We start from the raw sequence: 22084 nt of genomic DNA, 5'->3' as shown, positions 1-22084 counted from the left end.
TCGGGGTGGGGCGGAGCAGTGTATCCCGGGGCCTGGCAGCCGCCGAAGGGAGCACGGTCGCGGCTCTGCACTGTGGCCTGGGACGCAGCCTGAACGGACAGGGGCGGTACCAGGAAGCGCTCACCAGCACTCGGGGCCCGGCCGACACACGCCCGCCTCCGCCCACTCTCGAACGAGTGGATCGCCGCTAAAAAGGCTATAAACCTACTTGAACAGAACAAGTCACCGCCGAAGCGCCGCAGTACGGGCTAGCCCAGCGGCCATCAACCGACCGCCCGGTACGTCACGCCAGAACACCACCTGTGCGGAATAGTTTCCTCCTGCACTTTCTAGACACCGACTCCGGGAGTAGTGTGATTCCGTCACATACACACCATGTGTGTTCGTTCCGCCTGCCCCGCGTTGCGGACAACGGCTGCCCGCCCATTAGGCAGTGCCAGCCGGGGTAAGTGCCCGCCCAGTGAGCGTGCCCAGCAACAGCAGGGCACGCGTTTCGCAGAGGAGGGGCTCGCAGGCCGATGAGGGGGGCATACCAGCACTGGCACGAGGTTCTCGGCAACGAGTTCTTCGGAGCTAGCCAGGCTTTCCGCAGCACTGTCCTGTACGTCAATGACGAAGTACAGCAACATCTAGCCGAACACCACGGCATCGAAGTCAGCCTCCCCCAAGCTGTGGCCGAGGAGCTGAACTGGGACGATCCACACAAGGCACTGCTCCATCGGATCGAGAGTGCCTGTTTCCTGTGGAAGAGCCGTGGAAGTCCGGGGCCGCCCCCGAGCCTCCCTCTCCTCGCCCTGTCCGTGTTGGCCGCCACTCGCATGGAGTCCTCGGGCGACATGCTGAGGAGTAACTTCTACGGCCGCTGGACCCACCTCTTCGGCGAGGAGGTGGGCACTCCCCGTGCGAAGAAGCTGGTGAACGCGTTCGAAGACGTCGCGACGCTGTGGGAGCAACTCAGTAGCTGGCTGGACGAAACGGGCGGGCTCTGCGGTACAAGCACCGTGAGTACGGGCGAGCACCATCGAAAGATCGGCTATCCCATCTCCCAGGCGCTGGTCCGCAGTTCAGACCGGCAGATCCTCACTCGGTTCTTCGCTGCCACCCGCCTCCGGCCGAACAACCCCACAGAGGTTTCTGGCCGGGAGCTTCTTCGGCGGCTCCGTGCATGGACAGCGGGTCGCGACCGCCATTTCTCCCCTCGCCTCATGGACGAACTGAAAGAGGCGGGCGACAGCAGCGACACTCTCATCGTCAGCCTCCTCAGGAGACTCGCCGATGACTGGGACGGGAAACTCCATGAACCGGAGCGTGGGTTCGGGCGCCGGGCCCTCGGTCTCCGGCTCGTAGTCGCCGACCGTGGCAAGCGTCTCGAATGGCTGGCGGAAACCGTCGACGAACTACCGGAGACGGCGGTGAGCCTGTCCGGCGGACGGGGATTCACGCTCCGCCAAGACTATGGCGGAGCGTACAGCGGACTGGAAACGCTGCACCCCTCCACTCAGCAACTCACTCAAGGACTACGTCTCGAAGGCAGTGACCTCGTCGCTGAGTGGACACCACAGGAAGTCGTGCTGCTGCGCAAGCACCCTCACCTGGGCGACTGGGTGAGTACCGAGTACTTCGAACCCGGCGAGCAGCACTGGATCCTCGCGGCGGACTCCGCCGTGAGCGAAGTACGTTCCATGGTCGAGTCCCTCGGCGGCCGAACCATCCGGGAAGTGCTAGCCCCTGTGGCGGGATGGAAACTTTTCAAGGGAGTCCGTGCTGTCAGCGGGTCCGCTTTCACTCAGACCCTGGACCAGGGCGGAAGGCATACCCATGTTCTCGAGCCCCAGATCAGGCAGCAGACCAAACTCGCCGGAGGCCTCCGTATAGCCTCCGAATACCGGGCAGGCTCCGGAGTCGCGGGCCACTACATGCGGCACGGGGTGCCGGATCTACTCCTTCCTCCCGGCGACGGCCCTGACCATGAGGTGGAAGTCGTACTCGACGGCCGCACGCAGAAGCTTCGCGCCGACCCACGCGTTCCCTTCCCTCTGTGGGTCGTCCCGCTCGAAGAAGGCGCACACACCGTGGGTACTCCGGGCAGCAGTCAGACCTTCACCGTGCACGATGGACTGCATGAGGCGCTGCCTCCGCGAACGGGGATGCTCGGATACCCCTGCAATGGCACCGCGCGCAGTGAGCTCCTTGAGGTTGATGATGAGGACCATCCGGCTATCCGCGGCGCGTACGCGCCGGACAGCATCAGGCTTCCGCGCATCGAACTCGTACGCGGCACAGTTCTGGAAGCCGCGCTGATCTCACCGGACGGAAGCGTACACAAAGTCAGGCAGAACCCGGCTCCCGCATGGATGACGTCCCGCCTGCCAGAAGCGACTACTGGTCCTTGTCTTGAAGTCGAAGTACCCCCTGGCTACGCGTGGCTGGTCTACAGAACGCCGTCCCGGTGGTCAGTTCGTCCCTTGCAGGACGCCGCGAACATCCCTGCCCCCACTCCCTCCGGGGAGGACTACGCCTGGGCCTACGCCGTTATCAGCGCGGCCGGGCGGTCCCATCTTCCGATATGGCAGGAGTATGTCGCGACGGCGGAGGCTATCGCCGGAAAGAGGGGCGTCTGATGATCGAGCCAGGTGACCTGCTTCTGCGCTGGGTGAGCGAGCAGGGGGCGGGCACACTCTCTGAGGTCAAGCAGGGAGCGTGGTGGCTCGCTGGGACCCGCTGCCCGGAGGTCGAACCCGGCGCGCCTGGGAGGTGGTTGCGTGATGCAGTGTCCCTCGCCTTCATGGACGTTGACTGGCGTAACCGGCGCTGGTGTGCGGCTCCCCCTGTTCTGACCCAGCTTCCACAGGCTCATGGACTGGCCGTCCTGACCGGCAGCAGAACGGCCGCATTCGAGCGGCGGCTCGGGCACGCGCTGGAAGACGGCCCAGTCGAACTCTTCAGGGTGCCCAGTGCACGGCCGTCGCGGGACCTTCCTCTGCCGGCCTCATTGATCGTCCAGTTCAGTGACGAGTCTGGACTCAAGGACTGGGCGACGGACCTGGGCATCTCATACACACCGTGCTTCGCCCTTCAGGCTGCCGCCCTGCTGCCACCTCTCCGGCTCGGCACCCCAGCTTCCGTACCGGAGTACGGCAAGCCTCTGGAGCGGTATGACATGGAGAGGCGTGAGTACCAACTTGTGAGCAACTCTCAGACCGACGGCCTGTACCGGATCAAGCAACGCGAGGGCAAGCAGGTGTGCCAGATCAGGCGGGACGGCGAGTGGTACGAAACAAGCCACGAGACAGGGATCTATTCCGTAGTCGCGGCCCAGAACCAAAAAGCGGATGTGCTCCGCTGGCTGCCCGAGAAAGACAGTGGTCGCAAACGGTTCGGAACCCTGTTCGTCGACTGGGGCTACCCGCTGCCAGATCTACACCGGCGTGTAGCGGTCATGTGCTCTGGGCTCGCTCCGCACATCAACGAAAAAGCCCAGAACCTGGCGTACGACAATGTGCCCAAGTCCGTAGCGATGAAAATCGCTGAATCGCTCGGTCAGAGTCTCGGGGGGAACCATGAGTGACACCACCGCCGAACAGTCCGGCCGTGCGGGCCGGGAAGTCGATGTCCTGGGGACGTTTGAGCACCTCAAGGATGCACTGTTCCGCTACTACAACACTCCGTTCGGCCTCGCTGACGAACACCTTGAGAAGGAGCGGCAGAAGCTCTTCGACGTGGACGGAGGAGCGTGGCGTGATCCGCTCCTGGAGATCCGCCCGCAGTACGCGTCTGTGGACACCGATCTCGCTGGCTCTGTCCGCGAAGCAGGCGCTCACCCTGACCTGGCGGAACTGGCACGCCTTGGCTTGCTGCAAGGCGTGCCATCGCTCTACCAGCACCAGCACCAGGCCCTCGTCTCAGCGGTCCGCGACAGGCGGGATGTCGTCGTCACCGCGGGAACAGGTTCCGGTAAGACGGAATCCTTCATGCTTCCCATCCTGGCCGACCTGGTTCAGGAGTCCGCAGCCTGGCCGGGCGCCACTCTGCCGGTGAACCGCTGGTGGACATCTCCCCACGGCGGGTATCAGCCGCAGCGTGCTGGCGAGCACGGACGGCACGCTGCTGTCCGCGCGCTGGTCCTCTACCCCATGAACGCTCTGGTTGACGACCAGATGATGCGTCTACGCAAGGCGCTGGACAGCGACCAGGTCAGGGGCTGGCTTGCCCGGACACGCCCCGGCCACCGCTTTTACTTCGGCCGTTACACAGGAGCAACACCGGTTCCTGGGGACATCGGTTCACCTTCTGGTGTGAAGACGCTGCGGAAGGAGTTTGCTGGAACCGAAGAGCTCTCACAGCAGGCGCATAAGGCCGGCGGAGACGGCCGCTTCTTCATCCCCAGGCTTGACGGCGCGGAGATGCGCTGCCGCTGGGACATGATCCAAGCTCCTCCGGACATCTTGATCACGAACTACAGCATGCTCAATGTGATGCTCATGCGCTCACGTGAAGCAGGCATCTTCGAGAAGACGCGGCGCTGGCTGGAGGAGGTTCCTGAGGCCCGTTTCACCCTGGTCGTCGACGAACTGCACATGTACCGCGGTACCGCGGGCACTGAAATCGCATACCTGCTGCGCAATCTCCGGCACCGGCTGGGTCTGGACAACAAACCCGAGAAGTTCCGGATCCTTGCGGCTTCTGCTTCCCTCGAAGCCCCCCGTGACCTGGACTTCCTCCAGGAGTTCTTCGGAACGGACCGCGACCGCTTTGACGTTCTCGGCGGACAGCTCGTGCTGCCGAACCACACGCGTACGGACCTCTCTCCCTCCGCCGACGACTACGCGAACCTCTGTGAGAAGCCTGATTCCTGGACGGCCGACAAACTCCTCACGGAGAGCGGGGCGCGAGATGCCTTCATCAACGCGCTGCGCGAAGGCGACCGGCTCATCGCGGACTTCGACAAGAACGTCGCCGACCGGCTGTTCCCCGAGGCTGAGCCTCCCACTCGAACCAAAGCGCTGCGCGGTGTCCTCGCCGCGTTGCGCACATCGCAGGACCCTGCCACACCGAAACTTCGCGGACACCTCTTCTTCCGGAACATCCCGGGCGTTTGGGCCTGTTCGGACCCTGAATGCCCGGAAGCCCAACGCGCCGAGGGCCAGGACAGAACAGTTGGCAAGCTCTACTCCCGGCCCACCTCACGGTGCGGTTGCGGAGCACGCGTCCTAGAACTGCTCTACTGCCAGAACTGTGGTGACGTGTTCCTCGGCGGGTACGCGCCTGAGTCAGCCTTCAAGAAGACCAAGGGCGCGTTCGAAGCCGGCTTGCTGGCTGACCTGCCGGACCTTGATTCGCTCCCGGATGCCGCCTCTCTGGGCCCCAGCGCGGCCAACTACATCGTCTACTGGCCGCGCCGGGACAGCCCGGCGATAAACAGCCTTTCCTGGTCCCCGACCTCAGACAAGGGCGCCCTCAGCGCAGGCTTCGAGTTCAAGCGCAGCAAGTACGACCCACGCACCGGCATGCTCCGCAACCACCGCGACTACACGGGCTGGTCCTTCCACGTCACCGTTCCGCAGTCCAAACGAGGCAACAACCGTCTCACTCCGGAGAATCTGCCTGCGGCTCCGACCCAATGCCCTTCGTGCGGCGACGACTGGGAGGTGCGTCAGCTCGGCAGCGAGCATCTCAGCCTGAGCGACACACGCCGGATGCGTACTCCCGTCCGGAGCATGCGCACTGGTTTCGAGAAGGTCAACCAGGTACTCACCACTGGCCTGCTCTCTTTGCTTCCACACCGTCAGGCCGTGGTCTTCTCAGACAGTCGGCAGGACGCGGCCAAGCTCTCCGCCGGCCTGGGTCTCCGCCACTACCAGGACTTGCTCCGCCTTTTCCTGGCCGATGAGGTCACACACCAGGGCGACCCTATCGCCGACCTGGCCTCGGTGTCGGATTACTACTCCCGCAAGGCCGCAGGTGAACCGGCAGAAGCCACAGAAGCCAAGGCCGCGCGCAAGCGCCTCCGGGACCGGGACCCAGAGACCTATGACAGATGGGAGAAGTGCCAGAAGTCCCGTGTAAATGGCGGGCTTGACGACCTGGATGATGAAGAAATAGACGCGGCTGAGGAAGCTGAGCTTTACGCCCTTCTGAGCCGCGTGCCCAGTCTCGACAGCCACACCGCCTCTGTCGCCGAGCGCCTTGTTCAGGAGGGTGTTAATCCAGGCGGACCCAAAGCGTCCCTCCAGGCAGCAGATGGCCCTAGCGGGGCAGACCCCCAGTCCTGGACCTCGCTGTACCAGTGGCCCAAGGGCGAGGGCCTCGTTCGAGACATGCCAGGACTGCACCTGAGCGAACGGCAGGAGCAGTTGCGCTATGACATTCAGGAGACCCTCCGTGTGGAGCTTCTCAGCGGACTGTTCGGCAGCGCCGGACGTGACTTCGAGTCGCTCGGGCTGGGGTGGCTCACGCATGCCTCCGACCAGGCTCCACTAGATGCGGACCGTACGTCCCACGTGGCTCTGGCCCGTGCCAGCCTTCGTGTCCTGGGCCACATGCGCCGCTTTGCGGGGCTCCGCAGCTCCGCTGACGATCCGCCGCGGAAGCTTGTCACCTTCTGGGAAGCAGCCGCCAGCCATCTGAAGCAGGACACAGACGACATCCGTGCAGCGGTGGAACGGATCTGGGGTAGCGCGGTGCGCAACTACCTCATCCAGCCGGAACACGTCGCGCTGCGACACGGCCGTGCGGCCTCATGGAGCTGTCCCAAATGCCGCCGCCGACACCTGCACCCAGGTATCGGCCTCTGCACGAAATGCGGAGGCCCTCTCCCCGCCGAGTCCGTAGCGTTCGACAATACTGACAGCGACTACTACGCCTGGATGGCCCGCAAGAAGCTCGGCGCCTTCCGTCTGAGCACAGCCGAACTGACCGGCCAGACGGACCGGCTCGACGCCCAGGGGCGCCAGGCCCGCTTCCAGGGCATCCTGCTCGACGGCAAACAGCACGAGAAGCCCGACACACTCGACGTGCTCTCCGTCACCACCACGATGGAGGCAGGCGTCGACATCGGCCCTCTGTCCGCAGTGCTGATGGCCAACATGCCGCCAACCCGGTTCAACTATCAGCAGCGGGTAGGCCGGGCAGGCCGACGAACCTCACCCGTGGCGCTCGCACTGACTGTGTGCCGTGGCCGAAGTCACGACGAGCACTACTTCCAGGACCCGCAGCGCATCACCAACGACGCGACACCACCGCCCTACCTGTCCACCGACATGAAGGACATTTACCAGCGGGTTCTGGCAGCGGAGGTGCTGCGACGGGCATTCGACGCTGTACACCCGGAGTCAGGTGCCGACACGGAACTCGACCCCACCCGGAACGTGCACGGCCAGTTCGGATACTGCTCAGACTGGCCTGCCGTCAGTGACGCGGTAAGTACGTGGATCACATCTCGCGAGCCTGAGGTCCGAGCAATCGCAGAGGCCCTCGCTCAGCAGACTCGCGGTGCGTGGTCCCCCGACGAGATGACGGCCTGGGTCACCGGCACCCTCACCTCCCTTGTCACGGAGATCGCGGACGAACCACACGGGCACCAGGAACTAAGCCAGCGGCTAGCCGAGTCCGGCCTGCTCCCGATGTTCGGGTTCCCCACGTCAGCCCGGTATCTGTACACGAAGCGTCCCTATAACTCGTATCCGTGGCCACCGAAGGGAGTTGTCGACCGCTCGCTGGACATCGCCGTCTCGCAGTTCGCCCCTGGCGCTGAGACAGTGAAGGACGGCCAGGTGCATACCGCCACGGGAGTCGCAGCATTCGAGCCGGGCGGGCACCGGCCCCGGGCCGTCGACAACCCACTGGGGCAGAACACTCTCATCGGTATCTGCCGCGCCTGCGGCCACTTGGCGGAGGGCATCCAGCCCCAGCCGCCCCAGGAAGAGGTCGGTCCGCCCCAGCCGTGCCCGGCTTGCGGGGCCGCGGACGGCTCGTACCGCGAGATCGGGCTCCGGGAGCCGAAGGGCTTCTTCTGCTCGGGCAAGGCACGTGACTTCGACGGTAACTTCGCCTGGCGTGCCCGGTCACTGGCACCGAGGACAGCGGCGAACCTCGACCAAGGCGCGCCTGAAAGGATCACAGAGCCGGGCCTGGTCGTCCACGCCGGCAAGGGCCGTCGCTACGCCGTCAATGACAACGGCGGTCGGCTCTTCAGCTTCGCCAAGGTAAAAGCGACGGCGCCCTGGTCAGGTGCGTACCTGGAGGCAGGCGCCGTAGAGCTGTTCCCGTGGCTCGCCAAGGACATCTCCGCTGAGACTGAAGCTCTCACGACCGCCATCGGCGCTTCTCAGCACACTGACTTGTTCCTCCTTGGCCCCCGGGTCGGCGAAGTGCGCCACGAGGGACTGCGTCTGAACCTCGCGTCAGTGCCACAGCGGACTGGTTTCCCCGACGACCGCTCAGGTCGACGGGCCGCTTGGTATTCACTCGCTGCCCTTCTCCGGTCAGCCGCAGGCTCGCTTCTGCAAGTCCAGCCAAACGAGATCTCATCCGGTATCCACGGGGCGGGGTCAGCTCACAAGGAAGCGCGGACCTTCGCGTTCCTCTCTGACACCCTGGACAACGGCGCCGGCTACTGCACCCACCTCGCCGAGCCCGCTGTCTTCAACGACCTCATGCGCACCGCGCGGGATCTGATCGATGGCTACGCTTCCGGCACGCACAGTCGGGAGTGCCGCGGCTCCTGTTACGAATGCCTTCGCGACTACACGAACATGGCCTACCACAGCCTGCTCGACTGGCGTCTCGCCGGCGACTTGCTATCGATTCTGCGACCTGCTGACTCCGGTCCCAGCCACCGGCCCCGAGCAGCTGCTGGGCTGCTGGAGAACTGGGCCTCCGATGTCGAGGACACCGAATTCATAGCTGACCTGGGAGGCGCGGGGCCCATGGTCCTCTTTGAGGAACGGCTGTGGGTAGCGGCTAAAAGCCCATTCGAAGCGGCGGACGAAGGCATCGAAGCCAAACGCCTCAGAGACGTTCGTGCCGCCGTCGCTGCGGAGAGCCCAGGTGTTCAAGACGTGGTCTTCGTCGACGATTTCCTGCTCGACAAGGCCCCCGCTCGGGTCACGGCACTGCTCTTCGATTTTGACGAGCTGTAGCGGCTGCGCATCGGCTACGAGGTACAGAGCCTGATGGACCGAGCATGTGCCCTGGTCGGCACATCGACTTCGGCCAGGGCACCAGCTGCGGAAGCGCGACCACTTTCCGGGCGAGTGGTCACGCTTCCGCGAGGTGCCCTCCCGCACCGCGCGCTGACGGTCAGATCGGCCAGCAACGCTCCAGAGCATGTGACGGGCCTCTCACGACGTGCTGGACCTTCGTGTGCTCTGGGGACTTCCGCTGTCCCAGGAGTGAGACGGACCAGTAACCGATCAACAGTTTTGAAACTAATCCCCTAACTTCGCCACCCAACCGCCCGCATGTCCGACCTTTGCAGTACGGTCACACGGACCCCACCACCCCATAGGGCCGCCTCTCACCAGGCAGGCCCGGACCCGTGTATTCGAGGACGCACAATGCCTTACGAGCCCGGCACCGTCTGGCAGTACGAGGTCCCCACGACCAGTAGCACCCACCTGCCACCCGATGCCGGCTACGGCAAGGCTCTGACCAATCAGGGGTACGGCTTCGAGGTCGCCGTGGCCGACCTGATCGACAACTCGATCGATGCCGGCGCTGACAAGATCGTTGTGCACTTCCTGCGGGACGCCAAGCGCATCCTCACCCTGCTGGTCATCGACAACGGCAAGGGCATGGACGATCCCGGCTTGGACGCCGCCATGACGGTGGGACGGCGCCGCGACTACGGCGAGAGCGCCCTCGGCCTGTACGGCACGGGCCTGAAGGCCGCCTCACTGTCCCACGCAGCATCCCTGACCGTGGTCAGCCGGACCAAGCGCAGCCGGACCGCAGGACGCCGTCTCACTGCCGAGGGCATCGAGGACGGCTTCCGCTGCGACACCGTCGACCCGCGCTACGCGCAGGAACTCGTGGACCGCTACGACGGCGTCATCGAGTGGCACGGCACGATCGTGCGCTGGGACCAGGTGCGGGCCTTCGAAACGGTGACCGTCGGCCAGAGCGACCACTACCTGTCCAAGGCGATCGCCCGCCTGGAAACTCACCTCGGGCTCTACCTGCACAGGTTCCTCCAGAACGGCCTCAAGCTCGACATCGCCGTGTGGGACGTCAGCAGTGGCGAAGGGGCACTCGGCGAGGAAGTCGACCACATCGCCGTCGAGGCACTGGACCCCTTCGGTTACAAGGTCCCAGGGAAACCGCGCTACCCCCGTACGTTCACGGCCCCCGTGGAGGGCCTGGGGGACGTCGAACTGACCGCGCACATCTGGCCCGCCAAGTCGAAGCAGGCCGGGTTCCGGCAGATCGGCCCCCTCGCCGACCGTCAGGGCTTCTACTTCTACCGCAACGACCGCCTCGTCCAGGCCGGCGGCTGGAACGGTCTTCGCAACCCTGAGGGACACCTCGCTCTCGCTCGCGTGGCCGTCGACCTCCCGCCCCGCGAGAACAGCGTCCTGAGCCTCGACGTGAAAAAGGAGAACGTCACCGTCACGCCTGCCTTCACGCTCGGCGTCGAGAAAGCCGTGGACGCCTCCGGAAACACCTTTCACGGGTACCTCGGCGATGCCGAGGCCGCCTACCGGGAGGGCGCGAAGCGCACGGAGGTCGTCCGCAAGCCCGTGACGCTCCCGGGTAAGGGGATGGACCCGAAGATCAAGCGGGTCGTCAAGGAGGAGCTGCCCGAGAAGCCGGGGGAAGAGCCCATCTCGTTCACCTGGGTCTCGCTTCCCTCTGACAAGTTCTTCGACCTCGACCGCGAGAACAACACCGTCCTCCTCAACAAGGCTTTCCGCAGCGACTTCAACGACGGCCGTCGCGGCGGAAGCAACGACGCCCCCGTCACGAAGACCTTGTTGTACTTGCTGCTCGAGGACTGCTTCGGTCTCGGACGCTGGGAGCGTGGCCGCCAGGACCGGGTGGACTACTGGAACACCATCCTCCTGGCAGCGGCAGGTGCGCACCGCGACCGCCGTGACCAGGCGACCGCCTGATATCCAGTACCGCTCTCGCTCCTGGCCCGCTCCGGCCCCTGACTGAGGACAAGAGATGACCGACACTTCCTCCGGTGTGCTCCTCGACATCCACACCTCCGCGCTGGCGGGGATGGGCAGCATGCCACGTCACTTCGAGCGCTGGGCAGCGCTCGCCGCGGACGACTCCCACCCGGACGCGGACCTGGGCGAGGAGTTGTTCCGCTCCCTTCTCATCGGTGGTGACGACGCACTGACCGCTCTGTGGGGCCGCCACCTGACCGCCTGGGACTTCGTGGAGAACCCGCAGTGGGGAGCGGGCTCCCCACCGCGCACCGACGAACGGCGCGCGGTGGTCTACGAACGGCTCCGGCTCGGAAGTGAGCTGTGCAAGGTCCTGGACGAGGCCGTACCTGTGGCGAAGGTGCCCGGCGCGACGGTGATCACCCGGGAATTCACCCCGTGGTATACCCCTGAACGCGCGGCGGCCAGATCCTTCTACTGGACGGCGTACGAGCGGAAGCTCCGCGACAAGGGCTGGTCCGAGGCCGCCATCGCGAGCCTCGACCAGGCGAGCCTGGCAGTCGTCGAGCGCCTCGCCGACCCCGAACAGCCGGCGCCCCGCCAAGCGAAGGGACTGGTCGTCGGCTACGTCCAGTCCGGCAAGACGGCGAACTTCACCGGCGTGGCCGCCAAGGCCATCGACGCCGGATACCGTCTCGTCATCGTCCTGGGGGGCACCCTCAACCTGCTGCGCGCCCAGACTCAGAGGCGTCTCGACATGGAACTGATCGGCCAGGAGAACATCCTGCGGGGCGCGGATGTCACAGATGTGGACTCCCTGGTGGGTGTGGACTACGTGGGTGACGACGAGGGCTGGCCGGAGTTCGTCCGGCACGGCGGCCGTCCCTCCACGCTCGGTGCGTTCGACATCGAGCGCCTGACCACACGCGACAACGACTACAAGAGCCTGGCCCAGGGCATCCGGGCCCTAGAGTTCGAGAAGCGCGCCCCCACCCTGCCGCTGCATGACTCGGCGAACCTTCACCACACCGCAGCGCGGATTCTCGTGGTGAAGAAGAACAAGGCCGTCCTCACGAAGCTCGTCAAAGACCTCAAGCAGATCCACGGGATCCTGGGGGAGCTGCCGACCCTCATCATCGACGACGAGTCCGACCAGGCCTCCGTGAACACCTCGGACCCGAAGAAGTGGGAACGGGGAAGCACCGAGCGCACAGCCATCAACGGCTTGATATCCAAACTCCTGGGACTGCTCCCACGAGCCCAGTACATCGGCTACACCGCGACACCCTTCGCCAATGTCTTCATCGATCCCGGTGACGACATGGACATCTTCCCCAGCGACTTCCTGATCTCGCTTCCCCGCCCGGCCGGCTACATGGGCGTCCAGGATTTCCACGACCTGAACTCGCCTGTCCCGGTGAGGGAACGCACGTACGCCAACTCCCAGGAGAAGGCTCACGTGCGAGGAATCTATGACTCCACAGGCGACAGGCTCCAGGAGGCCATGGACGCCTTCGTCCTGTCTGGCGCCCTGAAGCTCTACCGGGCTGACCATGGTGTGCCCGACGCCAACTTCCGGCATCACACGATGCTCGCCCATGAATCGGTACGTCAGGATGACCACGCCGATCTGGCGCTGCGCATCAACTCCATGTGGCACCAGGCTGGTTACAGCTCGGCAGCGGGACACGAGCGTCTTGCCGCACTGTGGGAGGCGGATTTCACGCCGGTGAGCGCGGCTCACGCTAGCGACCTTCCCTCGCCGGCCTCCTACGACGAGCTGCGACCGTACGTCAATCTCGCACGGCAGCGCATCGGCAGCGGAGGCCAGCCGGTCATCGTCGTGAACGGGGACACCGACAGCTATTTCGCCCAGCTCGACCTGGATTTCGACCGGACACCGAACGTCTGGAAGATCCTCGTGGGCGGCACGAAGCTTTCTCGCGGTTTCACCGTCGAGGGCCTGACCGTTACCTACTACCGCCGCACCACCCAGCAGGCTGACACGCTCATGCAGATGGGGCGCTGGTTCGGCTTCCGTTCCGGGTACCGGGACCTGGTCCGGCTGTACATCGGCCGGGAGGAGCCGTTCGGCCGCAACAAGTTCGTCGACCTCTACGAAGCCTACGAAGCCGTCTGCCGTGATGAGGAAACCTTCCGGGAGCAGTTGGCCCAGTACTCCGTGATGGTCGACGGAGAGCCTCAGGTCACCCCTGTACAGATCCCTCCTCTGGTGGCACAGCACCTGCCCTGGCTCAAGCCCTCGGCCCGCAACAAGATGTTCAACGCGGAACTCGTGGAAATCCGGTCCCCAGGGCGGCCCATCGAGCCCGCTTCCTACTCACTGAACAGCACCGTGACCAAGCGCAACACCGAGCGCTGGCGACCCCTGCTGCAAGCACTGAGCACGACCCCGGTGTCGTTCAGCAACCCTCCGGACAACTCGAGCACGCTCACGCGAACCTTTACAGCGCTCACTGGAACCGTTACGCATAGCGACCTCATCAGTGTGCTGTCCGGGCTCGAATGGGAACGCCCTCGGTACTTCGACCCTCACCTGACCTATCTCCGCCAGCTTGACGGCACCCTTGCGCAGGTCGATGACTGGCTGCTCATCTCACCCCGGCTCGCCTCGGACAACCGCATCGATGCCAGCGTCCTCGGCTCGGTCCCGTTGTCCCTGGTCCGACGGAGCATTCAGGACGGCAAGAGCTCCTTCGGCCGTATTGCCAGCGTCGAGCACCGCACCGCAGCACAGCGGCTCATCAACGACGCCGCCGCTGAAGCACCTGCGCAGGCGCAGATCGGGTCCAAGACCGGCATCGCGCTGGTCTACCCAGTGGTGGAGGGAAGCAGCCCTGACAGCGTCCAGGCAGCCGTCCGCAACGGAACCGCCGACCCGTCGAAGATCGTGATGGCCTTCACTCTTGTTCCGCCGAGGTCAGCCACCAGCGCAGACCGCCGTCTGGTGCGCTTCCGTGCGAAGGACTCGCGGCACTTCGGTGAAGCCACCATCCCGGTGAGCCCGTCACCGCAAAAGTGAGCAGCCATTCCCGTCTGACGAGGCCAGTTCGTGGTCAGGCAAAGGCGCTCGGAACGCGTATGCAGACCCGACGGCGGCCGGTAGTCTGACCACCGCGGAGGGGCACTCTGCTGCCAGCTGGGGCGGGGCCGTGGAGGCAGTGCGGCCGAAAACATCTTGCGCTGGCGCAGTTAGCAACGGGTGGTCACCACAGGACTTCTACAACGCAAGACCCTGCCATCCAGCATTTTCATGACACACCATCATGTAGGCACACAGGGGCGGAAATTGCTTCCATTCGAGGAGCACGAAGACAGGCGAGCCGCCCATTGGCTCGCAAATCAGGATCTACTCAGGATGGACCCTGACCTGAAGAAGGTCAGCGATCACATCCTTTCACTCGACCCAACAGGCCAAAGATTCGCCTCTGTCCTGCGCGACACCATTGACCAACTACTCAACGGTGAAGCAACAGGACGGTACTCATGGAAACAGCTTTTCAAAACCGAGAAAACCCATGCGGGAACTCTTGTAGAGATTAACTTGCAGCGAGAGTTCAAGTTTGCTGACGGCGGTGACGTGGGAACCGTGAGCAAACATCCCATGGACTACCAGATTCTTGGCATAGACGTCGACTGCAAGTTCTCTCAGGACTTCGGTGGATGGATGATCCCACCAGAGGCAATTGGCTACTTGTGCCTGCTGGTATGGGCAGATGACTCTCAGAGCCGCTGGAGTGCTGGCCTGTTCCGCGTCCGCGAGGAGTGGCTCAATACGGGAAAAAATCGCGATAAAAAGCTAACCCTGAAAGCTGAATATCGCAAAGACAAGGTGCTCTGGCTCTGGCGAGATAGAGAGCTACCCGAGAACGTCCTCCTCCAGCTCCCTGAGCCCACGCGAAAAGAGATCCTCCTGGAAGGGACTTATCAGGGGCAGAGAAGGGTTGTTGAATTGTTTCGGAGGGTTCAGAATCGTCGAATCGGACGCGGAGCGGTCCGTACTGCGGCACAACAACTCGACTACATGGCTCGCCTGCGAGAAGGAAAGAACCGAGCACGAACGGTGCTGCGTGAAGAGGGAATCGTGATCGTCGGTCCTTACAGCAGGCATCAGGCAATCGCCCAGGCGATCGGCGCAGAGGTGCCACAGAGAGGTGAGTTTGTAAGCTTCCGGGTAGCCGAAGCCAAGCCTCATCATGGCGACCGTCCGCGGGTCGAACTGGAGGGCCGCTCATGGGTACTCGCAACAGCAGACGACCCCGTCGTAACAGCACCTCGCCTCCCCAGGGTCACAGGTGAAGACGAGGTCTGATCAGCTCAGGTAGCGAGCGGAGCGTGGAGCAGGCAGATGGCCAGCAACGAGATTTGGGTACCTCCGGCCGGCTCCTGGGCCTCATCGGCAGCCCGCCGACGCAACATGCAGGCAATCCGCAGCCGCGACACCACTCCTGAGCGGCTTATCAGACGCCTTGTCCATGCTCAGGGATTGCGCTATCGGGTGGCAGCCAGACCACTGCCCCACCTTCGCCGGACCGCTGACATGGTCTTCCGGCCGACGAAGGTGGCCGTGTTCATCGATGGCTGCTACTGGCATGGATGCCCTGAACACTACGTACCGCCGAAGACAAACTCTGGCTACTGGTCAGACAAGGTGACCCGGAATATGGCCCGCGACCGAGAAACTGACCAGCTTCTGACAGAAGCAGGATGGACGGTTCTCCGCTTCTGGGAACACGAACCGTCAGAGCAATGCGCAACGCGCATTGCTGCTGAGGTCAGGCAACGTCTCAAAATACTCCGCAAGGCGGAATAAGAGACTGGTCAGCCCTGCTTCTGCTCTCGCTCCTGCGCCGCCTTCAGAACGTCAGCGATCGATTTCCCGACAGCCTCGGCTACTGGCGGCGGAAAGGCATTTCCTACCTGGCGATACTGAGCAGTCTTCCCGCCCGAAAATTCCCAGAAATCTGGAAATCCTTGGATGATGGCCGCTTGCCGCACCGTGAGCATCGGGCCATCAGGACGGAAAAGATCACGCTCCTCCGTCCCCTTCTCCCTGCATGTATCGATGTCATTAGCAACACCCATACCGGAGACACCGAGAAGTTTCCAAGCCGCTTTAGCGCGGCTCGGCCCAAGGTCTGCGCCGCCATGCTTCTTTGATCCGCCAACAAGAGTCGGGGCGACACCTCCGCCCTTTCCCTTAAGTTCGGCGTCACGCTCTCGCGCCTTCTTTCGCCATCGCTCAAGAGCAGCATTTGCCTGCTCCGCATGCACCCCTTCAAGGTACGGCTCGAACCGTTCACTCATGGAATTTTCCAGGCTCTCAGCCACGCTGACTGGCTCTTCATGCGTTGCCGTCGGCCACTCATACTTGAGGTCCTTGATGACGTCATCCCGGAACGCTACGAGAACAGCACGCGGACGAAGTTGGGGAACACCGAAGTCACTTGCCTCAAGGACGTTCCAACGGGCGACGGTGTAGCCAAGGCCCTCATCATGGGTCAACTCACCGTCATCACCACGATACGTGCCACCTTGGAGGCGCGCCTCGATCCAGTCACGGTAGTCCGAGAACTTCGGGTCCATGATCCCCCGGACGTTCTCAATCATCACAGCACGCGGGCTGAGCTTCATGACCAGCTCGAGCATGCGCGGAAAGAGGTCTCGCTCGTCATCCTTGCCGAGCTGCTTGCCAGCATGCGAGAAGGGGGGACACGGTACGCCACCAGCAAGGAGGTCGAGCCCGCGCTTCTTCAGCAGCTCGGCACCCTTGTCCAGATCCCGGTATGGCTCAAACTCCTTGACGTCGACTGAGAGGACATCACAGTTCTCCCGCTCCCACGCCCACACCTCGTGCTCCTCGATGTTGAGCTTGAGCGTCTCGACCGCGTAGTCGTCGATCTCAACCAGCGCTAGATGCCCGAAGCCAGCCTGGTGCAGGCCGATGGCCTGGCCGCCGGCCCCGGCGCAGATCTCAACCGAAGTGAACTTCGGCTCTCGCACCGCCGCATCAGCGTTGGCTTCCTTCATGTGGGTCATGCCCCTCCTTGCAGCCGTACAGCGGCAGGTACATCTTGTACTCCACCATCACTGAGGGTGACAGACCCCACTGACAACGCGACTCGACCTAGTGTGCAGTACACCTCGCCACTCACCGAACACACCCTCCGTTACGCCGAACACTTATACGATATTGCCCATGCGGAGCCCTGTGTGGACTGAGGATGAGCTTGTGCTGGCTGGCGCGCTGGTCGTAAAAAACGGGTGGCGGGAGCTGAGGACCGGTGACCGGGAAGTGCAGGAGCTCTCCGAACTGCTGCGCTCGTTGCCCTTGCATACCCCAGAAGCCCAGGCTCTTCCTGAGTTCCGGTCGCCGGACAGCGTGAGCCGCAAAACGGCAGACTTCGCCACGAACTACGGCCCTCACCAAGGGGCTCGCACTCGATGCGGTCAGCCGACGCTTCGGATGATCGAAGCTTTCACCCAGCGCGAGGCTGAGATGCTCCAAGCCGCCCAAGCCATCGAAGAAGGCATCAGCTCGGGTGAGCTGCAGCTCCTCCCTCAGCAGCCTGACGAACTCGACGAAGACGGCTTCACCGCTATTGAAGGACGGCTCCTCGTCCGCCGGGCGCTCGCCCGTGAGCGGGACCCGAAGCTCCGGAAACTCCGGATTCAGAGGGCCAGGCAAAGCGGCCAGCCACTCCGGTGTGAGGTCTGCCACTTCGACTTCGCCCGCTTCTACGGAGATCTCGGCGACGGGTACATCGAGGTGCATCACGTCACTCCTCTCCACGTCTCCGGGACACGGAAGACCGCCTTGGACGACCTTGCCTGCCTCTGCGCTAACTGTCACCGCATGTGTCACAGGACCCGTCCCGGTGAATCCTGGCGTACGCCGGCTGCCCTCCGGGACCTGATACGGGATTCCACTGGGACAGCCGCCCACTAAGCAGCGTCCGCTGCGGCCTCGTAGTGCATCTGGGCCCGGTCCAGCACATCATCCGGGTCCAGGCCGCGCGCGGAGGTCCAGTGCAGCAGGTCAACGATCAGCTCAATCGCCGACTCTTCCAGAACGGCATCACGCCGGCGCCCTTCACGAACGGCACCATGCCCCTGGTAGCTCTCCAGCGCCTCAACGGCACGCTTCACCCGGCGGCACGAGGCTTCGGAGCCCAGCTCGATCTCGCACCAAACCGCCTTGCCGAGTGCCGTAACGGCAGTCCCCCAGTCCACCGCCATGGCCGCGATCATGTGCAGGCCACGGCCGCACTCCGCGTCGCAGTCGGCACCGCGCAGGGCGGGGAGCGTGCGGCTCTTGTCATGCATCTCGACGCGGAGCCTCTCGCGCTTCCACTCCAGAATCAGCGTCGCGAGCGCGCCCTCACCCACATGCTTGATCACGTTCGTCGCCAGTTCCGTGACGAGGAGCCCCGTCTCATCACCTGCTGTCGGCACACCCCACTGGTCCAGCTGCGCGGCGGCAGCCCTCCGCAGCAGCCGCACCTCTGCCGGCAGCGCCGCAAAAGGCAGAACACAGCGGTGCTGGCGGTCCCTGGTGTCGATACCGGGCATGAGCATTCCTCCCTCCCGAGCCACGCGCATGCTGCGCCTGCCGTGTCCGTACGGCTGCATTGCGTAGCGGTCTGTGCACGAGAATGGCACAGAGAACTCTCACTATGTAATTTCTCATCAACCTCTATCGAGTGAATCCCGTAGTGAGCCGACTGCCGCGCTGCCTAGCCTGTTCAAACCCCGCGCAGCTGCCTGGGGTTATGCGCAGAGGAGTTCCATGTCCGTAAGGACCACCACACGCCGCCGTCAACTGGGCGCGATGTTGCGCAAGTTGCGCGCCCGCAAGGGGATGACCCTGGAGGAAGCCGGGCAGTTGGTCGGCGTATCGAAGGCAACGGTCAGCCGGTATGAGACCCAGGCGGGTCCGGTGAAGTGGATCGTCGTCGACGCACTGTGCCGCGAGTACGGAGCAGCGGACGCCGAGCGGGAGGCCGTCGTAAGGCTGGCCAAAGACGCCAAACAGCAAGGCTGGTGGAGTTCGTTCGCCGACTCCATCCCAGAGAGCATGAACCTGCTGCTCACGCTGGAGGACGAGGCAGTACGCGAGGACCACTTCTCTTGTGTCTACGTCCCCGGCCTTCTCCAGACCCGCGCCTACAGCACCGCTCTGCAGAAGGCCAACGAGATCCCTCTGGAGCCGGCCGAGATCGAGCGGCTGGTGGACATCCGCATGAAGCGGCAGGAGATCCTCACCCGGCCGAAGCCGCCTCGCCTGTGGGCGATCCTCGACGAGTCTGTGATCCGCCGGGTCGTCGGGGCACCGGAGACCATGAAGGAGCAGCTCGGCCGGCTACTCGAAGCGAACGAATCCCCGCACATCACACTTCAGGTGCTGCCGTTCTCCAAGGGAGCTCACTCCGCAGCACTCGGCAGCTTCGTCATCCTCGGGGGAACCGAGGCGGCTCTCGACGTGGTCTACGTCGACTTCCACACCGGCTCACTCTTCCTGGAGCAGGAAGAGGAACTGGAGCGATACAGACTTGCGTTCGAGTACCTTCGCGCACAAGCGTTGGACATGGAGGCTTCCTCTGCCCTGATCCATCGCGCGCGCAAGGAGCTGTAGATGTCCGTCGCCCACCAGCCCATCTTCAGGCCGAAGTGGTTCAAGTCGTCGTACAGCGGAGGCAATGCCACCGAGTGCGTGGAATGCGCGTGCTCCGTCGACGGCACGCTCATACGTGACTCGAAACGGGCGGAGGGCCCGGTGGTTCATGTGCGGGCTGGTGCGTGGAGCGCGTTCGTGCAGTCCCTGGCCCTCGACACCCCCAGGTAGAGCCACGATTCCCGTGGGGCCGCACCTTCGGGTGAGGTGCGTACACCTCGCCCGGCCGCCCCGGCGGCCGGGGCGGCCCGCCGCGGGTCGCGGTGATCACCGCAGAGGCTCCGCCGCAGTAAATCCGGCATTCGCTGCGGCGGACCTGTCCCGGACTCTTCTCGGACAGGGCCCTGGCCAGGCCGGACAGTCCATGCCCTGTCCGGGACAGCTTTCTCCGCTTTCCTCCTTCTTCGTCCTTGCCATTCTTGAGGCCGTCAGCCGGGGACGCCCCGGCTGAATCCGTAAGCAGACGAGAAGGAGCACATCGTGCGTATTCGTTCCGCTCTTGGTGTCGGACTCGGGGGAGCTGTCCTCGCTCTCGGTGCCGTAGCCGTTCCCGCACAGGCCGTCGAGGCAGCACCGCAGGGCGCGCTGGCCCTCCCCTCGTGGTGCACCAACGGTAAGCCGTGGGATGAGGACGGCAGGACGTACGGGGTTCGCTGTGACGTGACCTTCGCCTACTACGCCAAGGTCACCTGCACGAACGGCAAGAGCACGAAGATCGCCAGGGGGGTCCAGACGAACGACAACCGCTGGTCGTACGCCTACTGCACTTCCCACGGGAGCAACTGGCGGGTCGTTCCGGGCACGGGAGGACCCGTCAGGGCTTGATGACTCCCGGAGCCCCCCGACTCCGGAGTGGGCCGGACGCGCAGGCAGGCGGCACGGCGGCTTGTCGTCACTCCGGTGACGGCCTCGCCCGCACACCCGAGGTGCAGGCCTGGCGTAGGTCCCCTTGACGGGGGAGTGTTCACAGGAGGGGCGCCCGAAGGCACGGAAGATGGCTTCCGGCGCCCCTTTCGACTGCACGTCTCACGCTCGTACGCCGGCGGGAGGGCCCCGGGAAGCCGGTGATGTACGGGTGACACCTCATGGGCGGGTCGGATTTCCGGACGACGAGGGGTGGGGCCGGGTTCGGTGGTGGGCGCGCGGCCGGTAACGGTGTGTCATTCCGGCTCGATGATGAACACCTGGCCGTTGGCGTCCTGCACGGTGCACCGCTGGGCCACGGCCACCGCGCCCGCCTTGTCGGAGCCCTGGGAGCCGTCGGGGTCCTCGGCGCTCTCGCGGATGCCGACGCACAGGGGTTCCGCGTCCTGGGCCGGCCTGAACCGCCAGTGGTCCGTGCCGCCGCCGGGAGCGGGCTCGATGCGGAACCGTTGGGCGGTGCTGCCGCCCCGGCAGGCCTTCCAGGGCCAGGGTTCGAGCATCCCGTGGAACGGTCCCCCGTCGAGGACGGTGAGGCAGCCGGGGCCGTGGTCCGGGTGGTCCCACTTGATGAGGTACAGGCCGTCGGACTCCCGTTGGAGGTACGTGCGCGGTGGCACCGCCTCCGTGCAGGGCCGCTGCACCGCGACCGTCTTGGTGTCGCCGTCCACCCGGGCCTCCCCGTCGGTCAGGCACAACGTCGGCGACCCGACCGGCCGTAACCGCGACCACCCGGGAATCGGCCCGGCCGCCACGGGGGTGGCCGCCGGGCTCATGGAGGCCTCCGGGCCGGCGCCCTTGGAGTCTCCCGTCCGTTCGTCGTCCGGCAGCAGAACCACCGCGGCGATGACGAGCAGGACGACCGTCCCGAGCGAGGCCAGCGCGACGAGCGGGGTGAGCGGGGTGAGCAGGGCGGTACGCGTACGACCGCCACCGGCGGCCTCGCCCTCGACGGCCTCGCCCTCCGGGGCGCGGCCCGTCCCCGGAGCGCGGTCGGCGTCCAGGGCGCGATCGGACTCCGGCGCATGGCCGGCCTCGGAGGCTTCCGGCTTCTCCGCATCCGCGAGGCGCTCGTCCTCCGCGAGCCGTTCCCGGGCGGCGAGCCACTCGGCCACGTCCTCCCCCGGGCCGCAGGCCCGTACCAGCGCCGCGACGAGCTCGGCCCGCGGCAGTGCGTCCCGGCGCAGGACGTCCGCCAGGGTGCTGCGCGCGAGCACGTCGCCGCGTTCCGCGGCCTGCTCCTCCAACTGCCGGTAGGTCAGCCCGCTGTGCTCCTTGAGCCGCCGCAGCAGTCCGACGTACTCGGCCGAAGTCCGCGCCCCGCCGGGCTCCAAGCCGCCTAAGATCGCCATTC

At 64.8% G+C, this 22084-nt stretch carries 14 protein-coding genes; 11 read left to right on the top strand and 3 right to left on the bottom strand.

The annotated features are described in order from the left end of the window. Positions 1 to 518 precede the first annotated feature (518 nt). The 7 genes from ACTWJ9_RS20995 to ACTWJ9_RS20965 all read left to right on the top strand — a co-directional run bounded on the left by ACTWJ9_RS20995 (position 519) and on the right by ACTWJ9_RS20965 (position 15948). Positions 519 to 2621: a hypothetical protein gene (locus ACTWJ9_RS20995; protein ID WP_443294593.1), complete on the top strand. Its 2103-nt coding sequence runs from the start codon at positions 519 to 521 to the stop codon at positions 2619 to 2621. Further along, complete coding sequence (locus tag ACTWJ9_RS20990; protein ID WP_443294592.1) at positions 2621 to 3568, top strand: hypothetical protein; 948 nt, start codon at positions 2621 to 2623, stop codon at positions 3566 to 3568. Before ACTWJ9_RS20995 ends, ACTWJ9_RS20990 begins: the two co-directional genes overlap by 1 nt. After that, a complete protein-coding gene (locus ACTWJ9_RS20985; RefSeq protein WP_443294591.1) occupies positions 3561 to 9140 on the top strand; it encodes a DEAD/DEAH box helicase in 5580 nt (1859 codons plus the stop codon). Before ACTWJ9_RS20990 ends, ACTWJ9_RS20985 begins: the two co-directional genes overlap by 8 nt. A gap of 417 nt (positions 9141 to 9557) precedes the next feature. Further along, positions 9558 to 11111, top strand: coding sequence for an ATP-binding protein (locus tag ACTWJ9_RS20980; RefSeq protein WP_443294590.1), 1554 nt, complete (start codon positions 9558 to 9560; stop codon positions 11109 to 11111). Positions 11112 to 11166: 55 nt separating this feature from the next. Further along, the gene (locus ACTWJ9_RS20975; protein WP_443294589.1) at positions 11167 to 14157 is read left to right on the top strand and encodes a Z1 domain-containing protein; all 2991 of its coding nucleotides are present in this window, start codon (positions 11167 to 11169) and stop codon (positions 14155 to 14157) included. 336 nt (positions 14158 to 14493) lie between these two features. Next, positions 14494 to 15447 (top strand): NaeI family type II restriction endonuclease, encoded by a 954-nt coding sequence (locus ACTWJ9_RS20970; RefSeq protein WP_443294588.1) that lies wholly within the window; start codon positions 14494 to 14496, stop codon positions 15445 to 15447. 36 nt (positions 15448 to 15483) lie between these two features. Continuing rightward, positions 15484 to 15948, top strand: a complete 465-nt coding sequence (locus tag ACTWJ9_RS20965; RefSeq protein WP_443294587.1) for a very short patch repair endonuclease — start codon at positions 15484 to 15486, stop codon at positions 15946 to 15948. An 8-nt stretch (positions 15949 to 15956) separates the two neighbouring features. On the opposite strand, the gene ACTWJ9_RS20960 is transcribed toward ACTWJ9_RS20965, so the two are convergent. Continuing rightward, on the bottom strand, positions 15957 to 17174 hold the full coding sequence (locus tag ACTWJ9_RS20960; RefSeq protein WP_443294586.1) for a DNA cytosine methyltransferase: 1218 nt from the start codon (positions 17172 to 17174) through the stop codon (positions 15957 to 15959). 160 nt (positions 17175 to 17334) lie between these two features. Between ACTWJ9_RS20960 and ACTWJ9_RS20955 the strand changes: the two genes are divergently transcribed. Next, a complete protein-coding gene (locus ACTWJ9_RS20955; protein WP_443294585.1) occupies positions 17335 to 18084 on the top strand; it encodes an HNH endonuclease in 750 nt (249 codons plus the stop codon). Here the strand turns inward: ACTWJ9_RS20955 and ACTWJ9_RS20950 are convergent. Further along, on the bottom strand, positions 18081 to 18707 hold the full coding sequence (locus ACTWJ9_RS20950) for an ATP-binding protein (protein ID WP_443294584.1): 627 nt from the start codon (positions 18705 to 18707) through the stop codon (positions 18081 to 18083). The genes ACTWJ9_RS20955 and ACTWJ9_RS20950 overlap by 4 nt on opposite strands. 217 nt (positions 18708 to 18924) lie before the next feature. Between ACTWJ9_RS20950 and ACTWJ9_RS20945 the strand changes: the two genes are divergently transcribed. The 3 genes from ACTWJ9_RS20945 to ACTWJ9_RS20935 all read left to right on the top strand — a co-directional run bounded on the left by ACTWJ9_RS20945 (position 18925) and on the right by ACTWJ9_RS20935 (position 20634). Next, positions 18925 to 19770: a helix-turn-helix domain-containing protein gene (locus tag ACTWJ9_RS20945; RefSeq protein ID WP_443294583.1), complete on the top strand. Its 846-nt coding sequence runs from the start codon at positions 18925 to 18927 to the stop codon at positions 19768 to 19770. Next, the gene (locus ACTWJ9_RS20940; protein WP_443294582.1) at positions 19771 to 19980 is read left to right on the top strand and encodes a DUF397 domain-containing protein; all 210 of its coding nucleotides are present in this window, start codon (positions 19771 to 19773) and stop codon (positions 19978 to 19980) included. A gap of 309 nt (positions 19981 to 20289) precedes the next feature. Then, positions 20290 to 20634 (top strand): hypothetical protein, encoded by a 345-nt coding sequence (locus tag ACTWJ9_RS20935; RefSeq protein ID WP_279335770.1) that lies wholly within the window; start codon positions 20290 to 20292, stop codon positions 20632 to 20634. A 335-nt stretch (positions 20635 to 20969) separates the two neighbouring features. Here the strand turns inward: ACTWJ9_RS20935 and ACTWJ9_RS20930 are convergent, their stop codons facing one another. Next, positions 20970 to 22082: an XRE family transcriptional regulator gene (locus ACTWJ9_RS20930; protein ID WP_387039406.1), complete on the bottom strand. Its 1113-nt coding sequence runs from the start codon at positions 22080 to 22082 to the stop codon at positions 20970 to 20972. Between the last annotated feature and the right edge of the window lie 2 nt (positions 22083 to 22084).

Source organism: Streptomyces sp. GDS52 (assembly GCF_052246875.1).
Taxonomy (GTDB): domain Bacteria; phylum Actinomycetota; class Actinomycetes; order Streptomycetales; family Streptomycetaceae; genus Streptomyces; species Streptomyces cathayae.
Note: the sequence above shows the minus strand (reverse complement) of the source record. Positions and strands in the feature narration are given on the sequence as shown.